We start from the raw sequence: 19381 nt of genomic DNA on the forward strand, positions 1-19381 counted from the left end.
CACCCCGGCTGGGGGGTTGCTCACGATGTGCCGGCATCCAGCAGCGCCGACACCCGCGTCCGCACGGCAGCCGCGATGTCGTCGGCCGGTGCGGTGGCGTCGAGCACGAGGAAGCGTTCGGGCTCCGCCGCGGCGAGGCGGAGGAACTCGGCGCGCACCCGCGCATGGAAGTCGTCCCGCTCGGCTTCGAGCCGGTCGAACGGCTTGTCGTCGGCGTCCCGCCGAGCGCGCGCGGCCGCCGGATCGAGATCGAGCAGCACGGTGAGATCGGGAAGGAGGCCCTGTGTGGCCCAGAGGGAGAGGTCGCGCACCTCGTCGGCGCCGAGGACACGGCCGGCCCCCTGATACGCGACCGAGGAATCGAGGTACCGATCCTGGACGACGACGTCGCCGCGATCCAGGGCGGGGCGCACCACCGTGGCGACATGGTGGGCACGGTCGGCGGCGTAGAGCAGGGCCTCGGCGCGCGGCGAGACGTCACCGCGGTGGTGGAGCACGATGTCGCGGATGATCGCCCCGACCTCCGTGCCGCCGGGTTCGCGCGTGCGGACCACGCGACGGCCCCGCGCCACGAGCCAGTCCTCGAGGAGCGCCGCCTGGGTGGTCTTTCCCGCACCGTCGCCGCCTTCGAGGGTGAGGAAGAGACCGGCTGCCGCGGGGGTCGCCTCCGACGCCGCCGCCGCGGCGGTCACTTCTTCTTCGCCGCGGGCTTGCGGGTGGTCGTCGTCCGGCGCGTGGTGCGCTTGGGAGCCGGACCCTTCGCCCGCTTGTCGGCGATCAGCTGCACGGCGCGCTCGTAGGTGACATCCATCGCGTTCTCGCCCCGCGGGATCGTCGCGTTGGTCTCACCGTCGGTGACGTAGGGCCCGAAGCGGCCGTCACGGAGCTTGATCGGCTTGCCGCTGACGGGATCGTTGTCGAACTCCTTCAGCGCGCTGGACGCCTTACGTGCGCCGTACTTCGGCTGCGCGTACAGAGCGAGAGCCTGCTCGAGCGTGACGTCGAAGATCTGCTGCTCCGACTCCAGCGAGCGCGAGTCGGTGCCCTTCTTCAGGTACGGACCGAAACGGCCGTTCTGCGCGGTGATCGGCTCCCCCGACTCGGGGTCCTCCCCAACGACGCGGGGAAGGTCGAGAAGTCGCAGAGCGGTCTCGAGATCGATCGTGTCGGGGGTCATGGAGGCGAACAGGGACGCCGTGCGGGGCTTGGGGGCCGCCTTCGCGGCATCCTTCCTGCCCTTCTTCGGGGCTTCCTCGATCACTTCGCCGGTGGCCTGGTCGACCTCTGCGGGCTCTTCGGGGTCGGTCTCCTCAATGTAGGGACCGAAGCGGCCGTCCTTGACGACGACGAGCTTGCCGTTCGCCGGGTTCGTGCCGAGCACCCGGTTGCCCGCGACGGGCGCGTCGCGCAGCTCCTGCACCTTCTCGGGGGTCAGCTCGTCGGGGGCGAGGTCGTCCGGGATGTTCACCCGGCGAGGCTCGGCCTCGGGCTGCTCGGGATCGGTGATCTCCAGGTACGGGCCGAACTTGCCGAAACGCAGTGTCGCGGTGTCGGTGATGCGGGTGGAGTTGAGCTCGCGCGCATCGATCTCGCCGAGGTTCTCGACGATGTTCCGCAGCCCCGGGTGCTCTTCGTTGCCGAAGTAGAAGGCGCGGAGCCAATCGGTGCGGCGCTGCTCGCCCCGCGCGATGCGGTCGAGATCGTCCTCGAGCGCGGCGGTGAAGTCGTAGTCGACCAGATCCGCGAAGTGCTGTTCGAGCAGTCGGACGACGCTGAAAGCGAGCCAGCTGGGGACCAGGGCCTGCCCGCGCTTGCGCACGTAGCCGCGGTCGAGGATGACGTCGATGATGCTCGCGAACGTCGACGGGCGCCCGATGCCCTTCTCCTCCAGCGCCTTGACGAGGCTCGCCTCTGTGTAGCGGGGCTTGGGCGAGGTCGCGTGGCCCTTGGCTTCGATGTCGCGCAGACGCACCAGGTCGCCGACGCTCAGGACGGGCAGCGACTGGTCGTCGCTGCGGTGCGCGTCGCCCCGCTTCTCGTCGGTGCCCTCCTCGTACGCCTCAAGGAACCCCTTGAACGTGTACACGGTGCCCGATGCGGTGAACTCGGCACGCTGGGCTGCGCCGTCGACGGAGACGTCGGCGGTGATCGTGACCGTGGTCGTCTCGTACTTGGCGTCGGACATCTGGCTGGCGATCGTGCGCTTCCAGATGAGGTCGTACATCCGCAGCTCGTCGCGGTCGAGCTGATCCTTCACCGAGGCCGGGGTGCGGAAGTCCTCCCCCGACGGGCGGATCGCCTCGTGCGCCTCCTGCGCGTTCTTGCTGTTGTTGCGGTACGCCCGGGGATTGGCGGGAACGGCCTTGTCACCGTAGAGACTCACCGCCTGCGCACGCGCCGCCGTGACCGCCTGGGTCGACAGCGCCGTGGAGTCGGTGCGCATATAGGTGATGTACCCCTTCTCGTACAGCCGCTGCGCCACACCCATGGCGTGTTTGGCGCTCATCGAGAGCTTGCGGCCCGCCTCCTGCTGCAGCGTCGACGTGGTGAAGGGCGGCTTGGGGCTGCGGGTTCCGGGCCTGGATTCCAGACCCGTGACGGATGCTTCGCCGACGGCCTCCAGCGCACCGGCGAGCGCTCGCGCCCGCGCCTCGTCGAGGACGACGACGGCCTTCTTCAGCGTCCCGGTGTCGTCGAAGTCGGTGCCGCGGGCGAGGGCTGCGCCGTCGAGGCGGGCGAGCCGCGCTGTGAACGGCTGCGCGCCGTCGGCGAGGGAACCCTTGACCACGCCGGTCTCGACATCCCAGTAGCTGGCCGTGACGAACGCCATCCGTTCGCGTTCGCGGTCGACCACCATGCGGGTCGCCGCGGATTGCACACGGCCGGCGCTCAGCGCCGCACCCTCGCGACCGCTGCCGACCTTGCGCCAGAGCACCGGCGACACGTCCCAGCCGTAGAGCCGGTCGAGGACCCGGCGGGTCTCCTGCGCGTCGACGAGTGCGTGGTCGAGCTCACGGGTGTTGTCGACCGCGGCGCGGATGGCGTCTTTGGTGATCTCGTGGAAGACCATGCGCTTGACGGGGACCTTGGGCTTGAGCACCTCGAGCAGATGCCACGCGATCGCCTCGCCCTCGCGATCTTCATCGGTGGCGAGGAGGACTTCGTCGGCCTCCTTCAGCGCGCGCTTGAGTTCGGCGACGGTTTTGGTCTTGCGGTCGTTGACGACGTAGAGCGGATCGAAGTCGTTGTCGATGTCGATCGAGTACTTGCCGTACGCGGCCTTCTTGTCGGCCGGGATGTCCTTCTTGTTCGCCAGGTCGCGGATGTGCCCGACGGAGCTGAGCACCTCGTACCCGTCGCCGAGGTACCCCTGAATGGAGCGCATCTTCGTCGGTGACTCGACGATGACGAGCTTCTTGCCTGTGGATGCCACGGGGGTCCTTTCTTCGATGCACACCATACACACCGCCAGGGAGGGTGATCGCTGAGAGCAGGCGCGGCATTCCCGAAGACATCGCCGGAAAGCGAGCCGCCGGAAGAGGCGCCGGCCGAGGCTGGGCCGCTCAGGGTGGTGGTCCGGCGCGCGCCAACGCGGCCACGGTGAGGCTGGCGAGGCGACCCTCTACGGTCACGGTGGCGATGAGACCGTCGAGCTCGCAGCGTGTCAGCCGGGCACCGATCGTGGCCGCCACCTGCGCAGCGCGATCGCAGGGCGCTCCGGTGAGTGCGCCCGACGCGGCGTCCGCCGCTGCGAGCGCCGCCGCGTCGGCGACTCCCGCCACCCGCTGCGCCTGGACGGCGGCTCCCCCGACGGCGACGAGGCCTACCGCGAGGACGGTGGTCGCACCGACCACGCCGACCGAGAGGGACGTGCCCGCCACCGGATCACCACCCCCCGGCCAGGCCGCAGCTGCGGGCCGACAGGGTGAGGGGCACCGCGGGATGAGCGGACACCGTGGCCGACACGCAGACGAGGTCTCCCTCGTTCGATACGACGGTCCGGGCACCGCTCACCGCCGCGGCGACGGCGCCCTCGACACGACCCGCCGGCTCACCGCGCGCGGCCAGCCGCGCGGCGTCGGCGGCGGCGTCCTGCAGCCGCACCTGCTGCGCCGAAGCGGTCAGGGCGGCGACGGAGAAGAGGACGACGACGATGACCGCGGGGAGGGCCACCGCGAACTCGGCGACGACCGATCCTCGGTCACCGCCGAGTCCACGGGCGCTCATGCGACCGTCAAGGCGCGGCGGACCAGTTCGGTGAGGATGCCGCGCACCTCGTCGCTGCGCATGATCAGGACGAGGAGGCCGGCGAAGGCGACCGCAGCCATCGTCGCGATGGCGTACTCGGCGGTGGCCGCGCCGGAGTCGTCGGTGAAGAGCGTCGCGGCGCGACGACGGGTGAGGCGGAGCGAGCGGGCGGTGTTGGGGTGGAGGGTCACGGTGGGCCTTCTTTCTGGGAGGGGTGAACGATGGGCACGAGCGGATGCGGCCTGCGTCAGAGGCGGAGGGCCGACGAAGACAGGACGCTGAGGAACATCGGTCCGACACCGAGCAGCAGGAAGGCCGGGAGGGTGCAGACCCCGAGCGGCACGAGGAGCCGGGTCGCGAGCTTGGCGGCTCGCAGTCGCGCGTCGACGCGGGCCTGGTGGCGCGCGAGCGCGGCGGCAGCGCGCAGCAACTCCACAGCCGGAACCCCCGCTCGCCCGGAGAGCTCGAGGAGGCTGACCGTGGCAGGCGCCGGCGTCGCCCCGCATGCTGCGGCGACGAGGCTCATCGCCCGGTCGATCGACACGCCGCCACTGAGGGCGATCGAGAGCAGTTCGCCGTCGAGACCGGGGATTCCGCCCGGCGGCCTCGCCCGGCGGGCAAGAGCGGCGGTCCACCGCCGAGCGATCAGCACCAGAACCACGCCGGCGACCAGGCACGCGATGCCGAGGGGGTGCGTCGTGAGGATGCCGATCGTGTCGAACCCCAGGAGGAGTCCAAGCACGACGCCGAGGAGAGGCAGCCAGCCGATGAGTCGGGCGGTTCCCGTCGGCTCGGCCAGCGCGACCCGCACCTCGTCCGCGGCCTCCTGCGCGTCGCGGAGGGCGCCGGCGAGACCGCGGAGACTCGGCGCGAGCGGCGCGCCTACGACCGTGGCCACCTCCCACGCGGCGCCGACGTCGCGCCACGCGCCGGCGCCGGTGCCGGTGCCGGCCTCGGTCTCGCTGATCGCCTCGGTGAGGGCGGTGCCCGAGCGGCGCCGCTCGTGGATCCTCCTGGCTGCGACGTCACCGGTGTCTGCGAGGTGCTCCCAGGCGCGATCGGGTGTCACCCCGGCCTGGAGGAGCACCGCGAGCTTGAGGACCGTGTCGGCGACGGGCGGCGCCGGCGGTGCCGCGGGTTTCCTGCGCGCGCGCAGCGACAGGATGACGCTCATCCCCCGCTCACCTCCTCCAGGCCGACCGGAGCGATCTCGAGGCGACCCGCCGGGGTGAGCCGCGGGCGGCCCGCGCCGGCCAGTCGCCGCGCGCCGCCACGGCGCTCGACATGCAGCACGACGTCGATCGCGCTCGTCACCTGTCGGGCGAGCGCGTGGTCGCCGAGCCCGGCGAGCGCGCCGAGCGCCTCGAGCCGGGTCGCGACGTCGTCGAGCCCGTTGGCGTGAACGGTCCCCGCGCCGCCGTCGTGCCCGGTGTTCAGCGCCGACAGCAGCTCGCGCACCTCCGCCCCGCGGCACTCCCCCACCACGAGGCGATCGGGGCGCATTCGCAGGGCCTCCCGGACGAGGCGCGCCAGCGCGATCTCGCCCGCCCCTTCGAGGTTCGCCTGGCGGGCTTCGAGCCGCGCGTGGTGCGGATGCGAGAGACGCAGCTCCGCGACATCCTCGATGGTGACGATCCTCTCCGCGGCGGGGGCTGCCGACAGCAGCGCCGCCAGCAGGGTGGTCTTCCCCGCCCCGGCCGCACCGCTGACGAGGAGGTTGGCCCGTCGCGCGACCAGCCGTTCGAGTCCCCGCTGGGCTGACGGGTCGAACATGCCGGTGGCGGCGAGATCGTCGAGGGTGGGGGTGCCCAGGCGGGGGATGCGCAGGGAGATCAGTGTCCCTTCGGGTGAGATGGGCGGGAGGACCGCGTGGACGCGGATGCCGCCCTCCAGGCGCACGTCGACGCACGGGGTCGCGTCGTCGATATGGCGCCCGCCCGCGCCGATGAGTCGCACCGCAAGGTCGCGGACCTCGTCTTCGCCGGCGCACCATCCGTCGGCGCGCAGCGGTCCCTCGCCTCGATCGACGAAGAGGCCCTGGGCGCCGTTGACGAAGACGTCCGACACGTCGGGCTCGTCGATGAAGGGGGCGAGCGCGTCGAGGACCGCCGGGCGGGGCGCGCTCGTCATCGAGTGCCCGCCCGCGGCGTCGTCGGGGCCGCGTCCCGAGAAGCGGGGCCGGACGACGAACGGGAGCGACATGCCCTCGACCGTAGGGACCGCGTCCTGCCGGAACGGGCCCCACGACCGCATCGGTGGACAGGACCGGCGGCGACCGCTCTGTGCAGGAGACGTCGGTTATCGCGGACCGCGTCCGCAGTTCGCTGGCGCGATCCGTCGAAGAACACGGCCCGCGAGAGCGCCAGACCGCACTTTTCGACGGGTCGCGGGCGACGGAGCCCGGCCCGGCGAGGCGCGACCCGTTAACGCCCGCAGACAGCCCGCGGATAAGAGGAGGCGGTATCCCATGGGGGGAATGGGATACCGCCTCCTGCGACGCCCTGGCTCGGGGGGATGGGCGGGCGTCGCGAATGCCAGAATCTAAGTTCGGCCGGGGAAGATCATACGCAGTCCGCACAGGCGGGCAAAACGAGGGCGGCGATCTCTCATCGGAATATCACGTTCCTCTCATCCACCCACTAACGGAGGTAGTGATCCGTCGCGGCCCGTCGGTACTCTCACGAGTGTTGTGGCCGGCAACGGCACCCGTTCGCCCGCGAAGGAGCGCGCACCGATGAGCATGACCAGCAGTCAGATCGACCACCTGTTGAACGAGAACCGGCGGTTCGCACCGTCGCCGGAGTTCGCCGACAACGCCGTCGCGAACGCCGACCTCTACGCCCGCGCCGCACAGGATCGCGAAGGATTCTGGGCCGAGCAGGCCCGGGAGCTGCTGCACTGGCACACCCCCTTCACGCAGGTGCTCGACTGGACGAACCCGCCCTTCGCCCAGTGGTTCGCCGACGGCGAGCTGAACGTCGCCTACAACTGCCTCGACCGTCACGTCGAGGCCGGAAACGGCGACCGCGTGGCGCTGCTGTGGGAGGGGGAACCCGGCGACGAGCGCCGCGTGACCTACGCGGAGCTGACCGAAGAGGTCAAGCGCGTCGCCAACGTGCTCGAGGGCCTGGGCGTCGGCGTCAACGACCGGGTCGCGATCTACATGCCGATGATCCCGGAGGCGATCGCCGCGATGCTGGCCGTCGCGCGCATCGGCGCGGTGCACTCGGTGGTGTTCGGCGGATTCTCCGCCGACAGCCTCCGCGCCCGCATCGACGACGCCGGCGCGAAGCTCGTGATCACCGCCGACGGCGGCTACCGCAAGCGGAAGGTGTCGCCCCTGAAGCCCGCCGTCGACATGGCACTGGCCGACCGCAACGGCTCGGGGCCCCAGGAGACGGTCGAGCACGTGCTCGTCGTCCGCCGCGGCGGCAACGACGTCGACTGGGTCGAGGGGCGCGACCTGTGGTGGCACGACGTCGTACCGGCGGCACCGGCCGAGCACGAGGCATCCGCTTTTCCCGCCGAGAATCCCCTCTTCATCCTCTACACCTCCGGCACGACCGGAAAGCCCAAGGGCATCCTGCATACCTCCGGCGGGTACCTCACGCAGGCCGCGTTCACCAACCGGGTCGTGCACGACATCCACCCCGACACCGACGTGTACTGGTGCACCGCCGACATCGGCTGGATCACCGGGCACTCGTACGTCACCTACGGCCCCCTCGCCAACGGCGCCACCCAGGTGCTGTACGAGGGAACCCCCGACACCCCGCACCCCGGGCGCTGGTGGGAGCTCGTGGAGAAGTACGGCGTCACGATCCTCTACACCGCTCCCACCGCCATCCGCTCGTTCATGAAGATCGGGCGCGCGGTTCCGCAGAAGTTCGACCTGTCGTCCCTGCGCCTCCTCGGTTCCGTCGGAGAGCCGATCAACCCCGAGGCGTGGGTCTGGTACCGCGAGATCATCGGCCACGGCGAGACGCCCATCGTCGACACGTGGTGGCAGACCGAGACGGGCGCGATGATGATCTCCGCCCTTCCGGGTGTGACCGAGACCAAGCCGGGGTCTGCCCAGGTTCCCCTCCCCGGCATCTCGGTCGACGTCGTCGACGACGACGGCACCCACGTCGGCAACGGCAACGGCGGCCTGCTGGTGATCACCGAGCCCTGGCCGTCGATGCTCCGAGGCATCTGGGGCGACCCCGAACGCTTCAAGGAGACGTACTGGGACAAGTTCCGCGACAAGGGCTACTACTTCGCCGGCGACGGAGCCCGACTGGACGACGACGGCGACGTGTGGCTCCTCGGGCGCGTCGACGACGTGATGAACGTCTCGGGCCACCGTCTGTCGACGACCGAGATCGAGTCGGCGCTCGTCGCGCACGAGGCCACCGCGGAGGCGGCGGTCGTCGGCGCGTCCGACGAGACGACGGGCCAGGCCGTCGTGGCCTTCGTCATCATCAAGCAGAGCTACCTCGACAAGCACTCCCCCGAGGGGCTTGCGCAGGCGCTGCGGGCGTGGGTCGGTGAGCAGATCGGGCCGATCGCCCGGCCGCGCGACGTCTACATCGTCGGTGAGCTGCCGAAGACCCGGTCGGGCAAGATCATGCGGCGCCTGCTGCGGGATGTCGCCGAGGGACGCGAGGTCGGTGACACCACGACCCTCGCGGACACCGCCGTGATGAGCGTGATCTCGGCGCAGGTGCGGTAGCCCGCGCGCGCCCGCTCCGCGCCGCGCCGCGCCGCGTCGCGCTCTGTTCGCCGAGAGTGCGACGGGGCGCCGAGGGTGTGGGGTTCACCCGCATTCTCGGCGCGCAGATGCACTCTCGGCGAGGCGTGGAGGCGCCGAGGGCGGAGCGGGGCGGTGGGGACGGATGCCGCGGAGCGGCGTCAGGCGAGGGTGAAGACGACCTCGACCTCGACGGGGGCGTCCAGCGGCAGAACCGGTACTCCGACCGCGGAGCGGGCGTGACGCCCGGCCTCGCCGAAGATCTCGCCGAGGACGGTGCTCGCGCCGTTGATGACACCGGGCTGACCGGTGAACTCGGGGACCGAGGCGACGAAGCCGGTGACCTTCAGCACACCGGCGAGGCGGTCGACGCCGCCCGCGGCGGCAGCGGCCGCGGCCACCGCGTTCAACGCGCACTGGCGGGCGTAGCCCGCCGCGGCATCCGGGGTCACCAGTCCCTCGCCCTCGCCGACTTTGCCGGTCTCGGGAAGGGCGCCCGAGACCATCGGCAGCTGGCCGGCGGTGTAGACGAGGTCGCCGTGCAGCTTGGCGGGGATGTACGCCGCGACCGGCGGGACGACCGAGGGGAGCTCGATGCCGAGCTCAGCGAGACGGGCGGAGACGCTCACTGCTCGTCTCCGAACTGGCGCGCCGCCTGCTCGGCGGCGCCGAGCGCTGCGTTCGGCGCACCGCCGCCGACGGGCCGCTTGAAGTAGGCGACGAGGCCCCCTTCCGGGCCCTGGACGACCTGCACGAGCTCCCACCCCTGCTTCCCCCAGTTGTTGAGGATGGCGGCGGTGTTGTGGATCAGCAGCGGAGTGGTGAGGTACTCCCACGTCGTCATCGAGGCTCCTGGGGTCGGGGCGGAATCGCAGGCGGATGCTGGGAAACATCTCCGTGGGCGCACGCCGGTCGAGGGATCGCCCAGGAAGCTCCCTTACGATCAACCCTATGCCTGAGACGAAACGGACGGGTAGCGGTGTGCTCGGCGGCCTCCTCGGGGTCGTCGGGCTGAGTGCCGTCGCCGGTGTTCTCGTGACCGCCGCCGTCACCCCCGCGATCGCTGTGTCAGGGGCCGCGGCCTCCAGCGCCATCTCGATGTTCGACAACATGCCGAGCTACCTCGAGATCGACGAGCTGATGCTGCCGACCACGCTCATGTACGTGAACCCCGACAACGGCCAAGAGGTCGAGTGGACGAAGTTCTACGACCAGAACCGGTCGCCCGTGAACTTCGATCAGGTCGCACCGGTCGTCTACGACGCGGTGCTCTCCTCCGAGGACCCGCGCTACTACCAGCACGGCGGCGTCGACCTCATCGGAACGACCCGCGCGCTCCTGAGCAACGCCTCGGGCGGCCAGACGCAGGGCGGCTCGTCGATCAGCCAGCAGTACGTCAAGAACGTGCTCATCCAGCGCTGCGAGCGCGACGCCGAGCCCGAACTCGACGCCGACAACAACGTCGTCAAGACCCGCGATGAGGTCCTCCGCAACTGCTGGGAAGAGGCCACCAACGCCACCGGTGCCGAGGGCTACGAGCGCAAGCTCCAGGAGATGCGGTACGCGATCGCCCTCGAGCAGCGCTACTCCAAGAACGACATCCTGCTGGGGTACCTCAACATCGCCAACTTCGGCGGCACCAACTACGGCATCGACGCCTCATCGAAGTACTACTTCAACGTACCCGCATCGCAGCTGAGCATCTCTCAGGCCGCGACGCTCGCGGGCATCGTGCAGAACCCGAACACCTATCGGATCGATCGGCCGAACGGTTCGATCGTCAACTCCGAGGGCGTGGGTTACAACAAGGCGCCCGACGGCTCCATCGACGACGTCGAGCCCGGCACCATCCAGGCGCTGTACACCCTCCGTGACGAGGGCGTCATCAACGATGAGCAGCTGCTTGCGGCCGCGGACGGCTACAGCGCGACCAAGGGCCGCCAGCTGTACGTGCTCAGCCGCATGCTCGATGACGGCAAGATCAACCGCGACCAGTACATTCAGGCGGCGATCGAACCGATCACGCCCGCCATCACCCAGCCCGTGACGGGATGCCAGTCAACCGGCGCTGCTGCCTACTTCTGCCAGTACGTCGTCTCGACCATTCAGAACGACCCCGCCTTCGGTGAGACGCGGGAGGAGCGCGACCGCGCCCTGCGCCAGGACGGCCTGAGGATCTACACCACGCTCGACCCGCGGGTGCAGATCGCCGCGGAGCAGGCGATGGCCGAGTACGCGCCGACGTCGATCGAGGGCATGAAATTCGGCGCCGTCGCCACGAGCGTCGAGGCCAAGACGGGTCGCGTGTTGGCGATCGCACAGAACACCCGCTACGTCCCGGGCTACACGGAAGACCCGAACGAATCCTCAATCGTGTTCGCAGGTGACCGGGCCACCGGAGGGTCCGGCGGCTTCGGCGCCGGCTCCACCTTCAAGCTCTTCACGCTGATCGACTGGCTCGAGCAGGGGAAGTCCCTGCGTGAGGTCGTGAACGGGACCGACCGCAACATCCCCCGGATGACGAACTCGTGCGAAGGCCAGGGAGACTGGGTCAACCCGGGCAGCGACCGGATCCGCAACTTCGGCAACCAGCGCGGATACAACGGCACGCCGTTGCAGTTCACGGCGCAGTCGCTGAACACCGGCTTCATCGGAATGGCCGCGGAGCTCGACCTGTGCGACATCACGAACGTGGTCGCGAAGATGGGTGTGACCAATCCGGTCGACGGCACGCGCGTGAATGTCGACGTCCCCTCGGACATCATCGGCACGGAGTCGGTGTCGCCGATCGCGATGGCCGGCGCCTACGCCGCCGTCGCCAACGGCGGCAACCTCTGCCAGCCGAAGGTCATCGACCGTGTCGTCGACAACAACGGAGTGGACCGTCCGGAACTCGTTCCCGCCCGGAGCTGCGCCCCCGTCCTGACACCCGAGGTCGCCTCCACCGCTGCCTTCGCGCTGCAGGGCGTGATGGTCCGCGGCGGCACCGGCGCCCAGGCGAACCCGTTCGACGGCACGCCGATGCTCGGCAAGACAGGAACGAACGAGCAGCGCCACTCGTGGATGATCGAGTCGTCGACCAACGTCACGACCGCGGTGATGGCCGGAAACTACGACGGCCTGGTCGACATCTCTCGCACCTACGCCTACGACCGACGTGTGATGGACATCCGCTACCCGATCGCGCTGCAGATCCAGGCGGCTGCGAATGCCGCCTACGGTGGAGACGACTTCCCGCCGCCCGCGCAGAACCTGCTCCGCCAGGTGGTCCGCGAGGTGCCGAACGTGGTGGGTCTGACCATCGACCAGGCCCGCGCGACCCTCGAGGGCGCAGGCTGGGAGGTGGCTGTCGGCGAAGCGGTGAACTCCGACCAGCCGACGAACATCATCGTCGCCCAGAACCCCTCGGGCCAGGCGCCCGGCGGCACGGTCGTGACGATCAACCCCAGTAACGGGCAGGCCGTCACCGTCCCCGACGTCAGCGGGCAGAACCCCGCCGTCGCGGCGGGAGCGTTGAACGCGGCCGGGTTCTCCGCGCAACTCGGGTCGTGTACCCCCGACACCGGTTCGGGAGGCGGCCGTGTCACGGGAACGGATCCTGGCGCGGGCACAGCCACCACGCGCGGCGCCACGGTGACGATCAACTTCGCCGCCGCCGCGTGCCCCGGCCAGAGCGGTCCCGGTAACGACGAAGACGACGACGAGTAGTGCCGCACCCTCTGACGAGGGCCGCCCTCACCACGCTCGGCGCGGTGGGGGCGGTCGGCACGGCCTCGGCGGTGTGGGGCATCGGCATCGAGCGGTACCTGTTCACCCTTCGTGAGCACCAGCTGCAGCTCCTTCCGGCAGGTGCCCGGCCCCTGCGCATCCTCCACCTCTCCGACGCCCACATGGCGCCGTGGCAGCGGACGAAGCAGCGCTGGATCGCCGGGCTCGCCGCGCTCGAGCCCGACCTCATCGTCAACACCGGCGACAATCTCGGCCACCCGCTCGGGCTCGACGGCATCCGTGCCGCTTTCGGGCCCTTCCGCGGCATCCCTGGGCTGTATGTCCACGGCTCGAACGATCACGTCGCCCCGAGCCCGCGCAATCCGTTCAAGTACTTCCTCGGGCCCTCCAAGATCAAGAGCGAGCCCGAGCTGCTCGACACCGGACTTCTCGATCGCTACCTCGCCGACGAGCTGGGGTGGCACGACCTCAACAACAGCGTCGCCGCTCTTGATGTCGACGGTGTTCGCCTCCACGCGTTCGGCGTGAACGACGCCCACCGCGGCTGGGACCGGCTGGATTCGCTTCACGAGCCGCTGGAGCGGATGCGACAGGACGACGATGCCGCGGTGACCATCGGCGTCACCCACGCGCCCTATCGCCGGGTCCTCGACGCCTTCGTCGATCTCGGGGCAGATGCGATCTTCGCCGGGCACACCCACGGCGGACAGGTGCGTCTTCCGGGCGTGGGAGCCCTGGTGGCCAACTGCGACATCCCGCTCGACCAGGCGCGGGGTCTCAGCACCTGGTCGCACGCCGGCCGCGTGGCTCCGCTGAACGTCAGCGCGGGTCTCGGCCACTCGATCTACGCACCTGTGCGCTTCGCGTGCCGCCCCGAGGCGACGCTCATCAGCGTGCTGCCCGGCCGCTGAGCCCCGAGGCCGTCCTCTCCTGCACAACGGCGGCGTCGGCCGACTTCTCCACGGAAAGGCCTCGCGACGACATCCGTGTCCCCTACGGCAACGACGATCGATCCGTCAGATCGTCTCGCCAGGAGTCCGCCACGATGCCCTTCATCACCTCTCAGCCCGTCGCACCCGTCCGCCTCGCACCGCGCGCCACCAGACCTGGAACCGCTGCGGCGTCGATCCGCGCCGTCCGCAGGCTCCTCCGCGCCTTCGCCCTCGGCATGGCGGTGATCGTCGCTCTCCTCGCCGGTCCGGTCCTCTCCGCAGCGCCCGCCTCCGCCGCGGAGCGGGGCACGGGCTTCGGCACATGGGCGCCGGTGTCGCCGTACGGGTGGCACGGTTCGATGCTCGTGAACGGTGTCCACACCTACTGCATCCTTCCCGGGCTGCCCCTGCCGACAGGCCCGAGCGTCGACCACGGCGTCAGCGGTGGGGCCGCCGGGCTGTCGGCCGAACAGCTCACGCGCATCAACCACCTCGTCTCCACCTACGGGCAGACGGATGATCCGGTGCAGGCTGCCGCGGTCGGCTGGGCGGTCAAAGCCGTCGCGAACTGGAACGAGACCCTTCGCCAGTTCGGATACCAGGGCGACTCGCTCGCGGGCGTGATCGACTGGGTCTTCTCGCGCCTCGCCCCGGATCACAATGCGGCGGTGCAGGAGCGGGCGACCGCCTTCTACGACGAGGCGATGCGGATCGCCCCCGCGCCCCCGTCTGGATCTCTCGTCTTCACCGTCGATCCCCACGATCACCGCCAGGGCTCGGTGCGGGTCGACACGAACGCCGTGGACGCGGTCGGAACGGTGACCCTCGTGGACGCGGTGTTCACCGACACCGGTGACCCGACGCGCGAGGGCGTGACGGCGGGAACCGACTACGCCATCACCACGGCGCCTCCCGCACCGGGACGCGCCTACACGGTGAGCGGCACGGGGCGCTTCACCGGGGGTGTCGCGCCCGCGGTCCGGCATATCACCACCGCCGGCGGACAGGACACCGCGGGCCCCGGCGGCCCGGCGACCTTCGACGTGTCTGGTGCCGACACCGCGCCCCGGATCCCCGGCTTTTCCCCGGCCATCACGACGCAGGTCGCCACCCGCTACATTCCCGGCGGCGCGTTCGTCGACGACGTGACCGTCACCGTGGCCGACGGCGAGTGGCCCCGCTCCTCCGACGGGTCTCCGCTGCCGGTCTCGGCGACCGCCGAGGTGTACCGCACCACCTGGGAACCCCTCGAACCCCAGCCGTCCGTGCCCGCCGATGCCGAGCATGTGGGATCCCTGTCGCTCGTCACCGGTGACCAGGGGGGCGACATCGCCTATCGTGTCTCCTCCGACGAGGAATTGCCCGGCCCGGGCTTCTACATCGCGGTCTGGACCATCACGCGCGACGGGCAGCACCCCGAGGTCGCGGCCCAGCTTCCCGCCGACTACGCGTGGACCGAGGCGTTCGGTGTGAGAAGTCAGATCAGCGTGGTACCCGATGTGTCCTCACGGGCGGAGCCGCGCGTGCGCGTCGGCGACCCGATGTCGGACACGGTCATCGTCGGCGACATCGTCCCCGCCGGAGGATTGTCGGTCTCATCCGCCGTCTTCCGCGCCGTCGACGGGGTTCCTCCCGCCGAGGCGTGCACCCCGGAAACGCTCTTCTGGGAGAGCGATGCCATCGCCGTCTCCGTACCGGGCGAGTACCGCCTGACCGCTCCTGCCCCGACCGAACCGGGGACGTACTACTGGCGGGAACGCGCCGTCGACACCGCGGGCGAACAAGTCCATCACGGACCCTGCGGCCTGGCGAACGAGACGACGATCGTCGAGGAGGCTCCCCCGGCACCGGCACCGGCACCGGCTCCCGCGCTCGCGGCCACCGGCGCGAGCATGGCGACGGTGGCGACTCCGCTCGTCATCGGCCTGACCGTCGTCGCCACAGGCGTCGCCCTGGGGATGTCGCGCCGCCGCCGGTTCGAACAGGGCGCGGGCATCGGGTAGGCTTGGGGGGTTGCCACGGGGTGTGGCGCAGCTTGGTAGCGCGCTTCGTTCGGGACGAAGAGGCCGCAGGTTCAAATCCTGTCACCCCGACCGCAGAGAGGCCTCACCGATACCGGTGGGGCCTCTCGCACGACACCGAACAGGAGCGCCGTGAACGCCACCTCGCCCCAGCCCGCACCGAAGCTCGTCGCCTTTGACCTCGACGACACGCTCGCACCCTCCAAGAGTGCGATCGACCCCCGCATCGGCGACCTGCTCATCGCGCTGGCCGAACGGGTCGAGGTCGCGATCATCTCGGGCGGCCAGCTCTCGCAGTTCCGCAGCCAGGTCGTCGATCTCCTCCCCGCAGCGGCGTCCGACATCCTCGCCCACGTGCACCTGCTCCCCACGTGCGGCACGCAGTACTACCGCATCGACGCCGACGGCATCCGCACGGTCTACGCGCACAGCCTCACCGACGACCAGAAGTCCCGCGCCCTCGCCGCCGTCGAGGAGGAGGCCCGGCGTCTGGGACTGTGGGAGAGCGAGCCGTGGGGCGACATCCTGGAAGACCGGGGCTCGCAGATCACCTTCTCGGCGCTCGGACAGCAGGCCCCCCTCGACGCCAAGACGGCGTGGGACCCGACGGGCGAGAAGAAGAACGCGCTCCGCGACGCCGTCGCCGCCCGCATCCCCGACCTCGAGGTCCGTTCGGGGGGCTCGACCTCCGTCGACATCACCCACCGCGGAATCGACAAGGCCTACGGCATGCGCCAGCTCTCCGAGCAGACGGGCATCGCGCTGGACGACATGCTCTTCGTCGGCGACCGCCTCGACCCCCACGGCAACGACTATCCCGTCCTGGCGATGGGCGTGCGCTGCCAGGCCGTCGAGGGGTGGGAGGACACCGCGGACTTCCTCGACGAGCTGCTCCCCACCCTCCCCGCTCGCGCCTGAGACCGACTCCCTTTCCGCGCCTGAGAACCGCTCAGCGCTCCGCCGCCGTGCGCACCGCGTCGCTCACCGGCACCAGGCGGGTCAGCTGCGTCACGTGCGAGGGCTCGAGTCCGGCGAGCGTGGATACCCCGAGGAGGCGCATCGTGCGCTCGATCTCGTCGCGGAGGATTGCGATCGCCCGATCGACGCCCGCCCTGCCGCCGGCCATCAGACCGTACAGATAGGCGCGTCCGATCAGCGTGAACGAGGCGCCGAGGGCCATCGAGGCGACGATGTCGGCGCCGTGCATGATGCCGGTATCGACCATGACGGTGGCATCACGGCCGACCTCCCGCACCACGCGCGGCAGCAGATGGAACGGCACGGGCGCACGGTCGAGCTGACGGCCCCCGTGGTTGGACAGCACGATGCCGTCCACTCCCGCCTCGATGAGGCGGACGGCGTCCCCCACCGTCTGCACTCCCTTGACGACGAGCTTCCCCGGCCACAGATCGCGGATGACACCCAGGTCGTCGTAGCTGATGGTCGGGTCCATCGCGGCATCCAGCAGATCGCCGACCGTCCCACCCGTCGACGTCAGCGAGGCGAACTCGAGTTTCGGCGTGGTGAGGAAATCGAACCACCACCACGGTCGCGGGAGGGCGTTCAGCACCGTGCCGAGCGTCAGCTGCGGCGGAATGGAGAACCCGTTCCGCTTGTCGCGCAGGCGCGCCCCCGCGACGGGCGTGTCGACGGTGAACAGCAGGGTGTCGAAGCCCGCCGCCGCGGCCCGTCGGACGAGACCGTAGGAGATCTCGCGGTCGCGCATGACGTACAACTGGAACCAGTTGCGGCCCCGCGGATTCGCAGCCTCGACGTCCTCGATCGAGGTCGTGCCGAGCGTCGAGAGGGTGAAGGGGATCCCGGCGGCTCCCGCCGCCGAGGCACCGGCGCGCTCCCCCGCCGTGTGCATCAGCCGGGTGAATCCGGTCGGAGCGATCCCGAAGGGCAGCGCGCTGGCACCGCCGAGGACGCTGAGGGAGGTGTCGACATGCTCCGCGGGTCGGAGGATCGACGGGTGGAACTCCACCTCCTCGAAGGCGCGCCGCGCGCGCGCCAGCGACAACTCGCCCTCGGCGGCGCCGTCGGTGTAGTCGAACGCCGCCTTCGGCGTCCGGCGCTGCGCGACCGCGCGGAGGTCGGCGATGGTGAGGGCCGAGGCGAGGCGTCGACGCGTCGCGTTCAGATCGGGCCGTTTGAACCGCATGAGCTCGCGCAGGTCCGCCGGCACCGGCAGCTGCCGCCTCGTGATGGGCTCGGTCATGGCGTGATCCTCTCGGGGGGCACGGGGGTTTCCCGGGCGAGCTGCGCGTCGGCGTAGTAGCCGGTGATGTGGGCGCGCGCGAGATCGCGCGCGAGGGTCGGATCGCCCTGCTCGACCGCCCGCACGATGTCGCGATGCTCGCGTTGAAGCCGCGCGGCCATCGCCGGCCAGTCCGCCACGCGGGCCGCCCCGATCCGCACATAGGACTCGATCGCACTGCGGAGCCCCGCCATCGTGGCGGTGATGACGAGGTTGCCGGATGCCTCGGCGAGGCCGAGATGGAACTGCGCGTCCAACGTCAGGAACTCCTCCCGGGTGCGGTCAGGGGCATCCATCGCATCCAGGAGGTGTCGGACCGGCGCAGTGTCGGGGGTCGCTTGAGCCGCCAGGTCTTCGACGACCGCGCTCTCCAGCGCGACGCGGGTGCGCACGACGTCGTCGAGCGGGAACCCGTGCGCGGCAACCTGCAGACGGAGGAGGGCCGACATGCCACCCCGCGGGGTTGCGATGATGACCGCGCCGGAGTTCGGACCCGAGCCCGTTCCGGTTCGGATCAGCCCCATCACCTCCAGCACCCGCAGGGCTTCTCTGACGCTCGAGCGTCCGACGCCCAGTCGCGCGGCGAGGTCGCGCTCGGGAGGAAGGTGGTCGCCGGGCGAGAGCGTGTCGTCGAGCAGATCCCGCTCGATGTGCTCGAGCACGACCTGCCAGGCCCGCGGTGCGGGCTGCGGTGGACCGTCCGGTGTGGGCATGGCGACTCCGTTGAACAGACCGCCACCCTACTCTGTGGTCTGACCACACGCAAGCAACCCGCGCGACCGGCTCACGCGCGCCCGAGGACGCTCACCTGCCGTCGAGGCGTCCGCCCGATTCGCGCAGGTAGCACTCCGCGCACATCGACTCGTAGGTGACGCGGTCGGCCGAGAGCTCGTCGATGGCCACCTGGTCGCCGTCGAAGACGAACCGGCCACCGACGAGTCGAGCATTGAAGAGGGCCTTACGTCCGCAGCGGCAGATGGTCTTCAGCTCTTCCAGGCTGTGGGCGAGCTCCATCAGCCGGGCGGACCCGGGGAATGCGTCGGTGCGGAAGTCGGTGCGGATGCCGTAGGCGAGGACCGGCACGCCGTCGAGCACGACGATGCGAAGAAGGTCGTCGACCTGTTCGCGCGTGAGGAACTGCGCCTCGTCGATGAGGAAACAGGCCACATCGGGGCTCGCCTCCCCCGCCTCGGGAACGAGGGCATCATCCTCGGCGTGCCTGACGCGTTCGCGATGCTCGGCGAAGAGCCCGCGGATGTCGTCGTCGGGCCCCACCAGGAAGTCCACATCCCGGGTGACCCCGAGGCGGCTGGACACCTTCGCGGCATCCTTGGTGTCGATCGCGGGCTTGGCGAGCAGGACGTGCTGTCCGCGCTCCTCGTAGTTGTACGCGGCCTGGAGCAGCGCGGTCGACTTCCCCGAGTTCATCGCCCCGTACCGGAAATAGAGCTTCGCCACC

17 protein-coding genes and 1 tRNA gene are annotated in these 19381 nt (G+C 70.5%); 6 read left to right on the forward strand and 12 right to left on the reverse strand.

Annotated elements, in window-relative coordinates; translation table 11 throughout:
* Positions 1–20 precede the first annotated feature (20 nt).
* The 7 genes from tmk to MA875_RS09070 form a co-directional block, all read right to left on the reverse strand.
* Positions 21–692: a dTMP kinase gene (gene tmk / locus MA875_RS09040; protein WP_248241903.1), complete on the reverse strand. Its 672-nt coding sequence runs from the start codon at positions 690–692 to the stop codon at positions 21–23.
* Positions 689–3385, reverse strand: a complete 2697-nt coding sequence (gene topA / locus MA875_RS09045; protein ID WP_248242119.1) for a type I DNA topoisomerase — start codon at positions 3383–3385, stop codon at positions 689–691. The genes tmk and topA overlap by 4 nt, the downstream gene beginning before the upstream one ends.
* A gap of 178 nt (positions 3386–3563) precedes the next feature.
* On the reverse strand, positions 3564–3881 hold the full coding sequence (locus tag MA875_RS09050) for an Rv3654c family TadE-like protein (RefSeq protein ID WP_248241904.1): 318 nt from the start codon (positions 3879–3881) through the stop codon (positions 3564–3566).
* A gap of 4 nt (positions 3882–3885) precedes the next feature.
* Positions 3886–4227 (reverse strand): TadE family type IV pilus minor pilin, encoded by a 342-nt coding sequence (locus MA875_RS09055; RefSeq protein ID WP_248241905.1) that lies wholly within the window; start codon positions 4225–4227, stop codon positions 3886–3888.
* Positions 4224–4439 (reverse strand): DUF4244 domain-containing protein, encoded by a 216-nt coding sequence (locus tag MA875_RS09060; RefSeq protein ID WP_248241907.1) that lies wholly within the window; start codon positions 4437–4439, stop codon positions 4224–4226. The genes MA875_RS09055 and MA875_RS09060 overlap by 4 nt, the downstream gene beginning before the upstream one ends.
* Before the next feature lie 56 nt (positions 4440–4495).
* Entirely contained in the window at positions 4496–5422 is a 927-nt protein-coding gene (locus tag MA875_RS09065; RefSeq protein ID WP_248241909.1) for a type II secretion system F family protein, read from the reverse strand.
* Positions 5419–6450, reverse strand: a complete 1032-nt coding sequence (locus MA875_RS09070) for a TadA family conjugal transfer-associated ATPase (RefSeq protein WP_372492557.1) — start codon at positions 6448–6450, stop codon at positions 5419–5421. Before MA875_RS09070 ends, MA875_RS09065 begins: the two co-directional genes overlap by 4 nt.
* A gap of 538 nt (positions 6451–6988) precedes the next feature.
* Between MA875_RS09070 and acs the strand changes: the two genes are divergently transcribed.
* On the forward strand, positions 6989–8962 hold the full coding sequence (acs, locus tag MA875_RS09075) for an acetate--CoA ligase (protein ID WP_248242121.1): 1974 nt from the start codon (positions 6989–6991) through the stop codon (positions 8960–8962).
* A gap of 179 nt (positions 8963–9141) precedes the next feature.
* On the opposite strand, the gene MA875_RS09080 is transcribed toward acs, so the two are convergent.
* Both MA875_RS09080 and sp36 read right to left on the reverse strand, forming a co-directional pair.
* Entirely contained in the window at positions 9142–9609 is a 468-nt protein-coding gene (locus MA875_RS09080) for a RidA family protein (RefSeq protein ID WP_248241911.1), read from the reverse strand.
* On the reverse strand, positions 9606–9824 hold the full coding sequence (gene sp36, locus MA875_RS09085; protein ID WP_248241913.1) for a Sp36 family protein: 219 nt from the start codon (positions 9822–9824) through the stop codon (positions 9606–9608). Before sp36 ends, MA875_RS09080 begins: the two co-directional genes overlap by 4 nt.
* A 107-nt stretch (positions 9825–9931) precedes the next feature.
* Here sp36 and MA875_RS09090 point away from each other — a divergent pair, with 107 nt between their 5' ends.
* From MA875_RS09090 to MA875_RS09110, 5 genes are all read left to right on the forward strand, one after another.
* The gene (locus MA875_RS09090) at positions 9932–12688 is read left to right on the forward strand and encodes a transglycosylase domain-containing protein (RefSeq protein WP_248241922.1); all 2757 of its coding nucleotides are present in this window, start codon (positions 9932–9934) and stop codon (positions 12686–12688) included.
* Positions 12688–13620 carry a metallophosphoesterase gene (locus MA875_RS09095; RefSeq protein ID WP_248241923.1) on the forward strand — a complete coding sequence of 311 codons (933 nt, stop codon included), beginning with the start codon at positions 12688–12690 and terminating at the stop codon, positions 13618–13620. The genes MA875_RS09090 and MA875_RS09095 overlap by 1 nt, the downstream gene beginning before the upstream one ends.
* 134 nt (positions 13621–13754) lie before the next feature.
* Positions 13755–15644 carry a hypothetical protein gene (locus MA875_RS09100; RefSeq protein ID WP_248241925.1) on the forward strand — a complete coding sequence of 630 codons (1890 nt, stop codon included), beginning with the start codon at positions 13755–13757 and terminating at the stop codon, positions 15642–15644.
* Between the two features lie 16 nt (positions 15645–15660).
* Positions 15661–15734: transfer RNA gene (locus tag MA875_RS09105), tRNA-Pro, on the forward strand.
* A 60-nt stretch (positions 15735–15794) separates the two neighbouring features.
* A complete protein-coding gene (locus MA875_RS09110; RefSeq protein WP_248241927.1) occupies positions 15795–16580 on the forward strand; it encodes an HAD-IIB family hydrolase in 786 nt (261 codons plus the stop codon).
* Positions 16581–16611: 31 nt separating this feature from the next.
* On the opposite strand, the gene MA875_RS09115 is transcribed toward MA875_RS09110, so the two are convergent.
* The 3 genes from MA875_RS09115 to MA875_RS09125 all read right to left on the reverse strand — a co-directional run bounded on the left by MA875_RS09115 (position 16612) and on the right by MA875_RS09125 (position 19380).
* Positions 16612–17883, reverse strand: a complete 1272-nt coding sequence (locus MA875_RS09115; RefSeq protein ID WP_282448862.1) for an alpha-hydroxy acid oxidase — start codon at positions 17881–17883, stop codon at positions 16612–16614.
* Positions 17880–18635, reverse strand: a complete 756-nt coding sequence (locus MA875_RS09120; protein ID WP_248241929.1) for a FadR/GntR family transcriptional regulator — start codon at positions 18633–18635, stop codon at positions 17880–17882. The genes MA875_RS09115 and MA875_RS09120 overlap by 4 nt, the downstream gene beginning before the upstream one ends.
* 91 nt (positions 18636–18726) lie before the next feature.
* Positions 18727–19380 carry a thymidine kinase gene (locus MA875_RS09125; RefSeq protein WP_248241930.1) on the reverse strand — a complete coding sequence of 218 codons (654 nt, stop codon included), beginning with the start codon at positions 19378–19380 and terminating at the stop codon, positions 18727–18729.
* Position 19381: the final 1 nt, after the last annotated feature.

This window comes from Microbacterium kunmingense, from assembly GCF_023155745.1.
Classification (GTDB): domain Bacteria; phylum Actinomycetota; class Actinomycetes; order Actinomycetales; family Microbacteriaceae; genus Microbacterium; species Microbacterium kunmingense.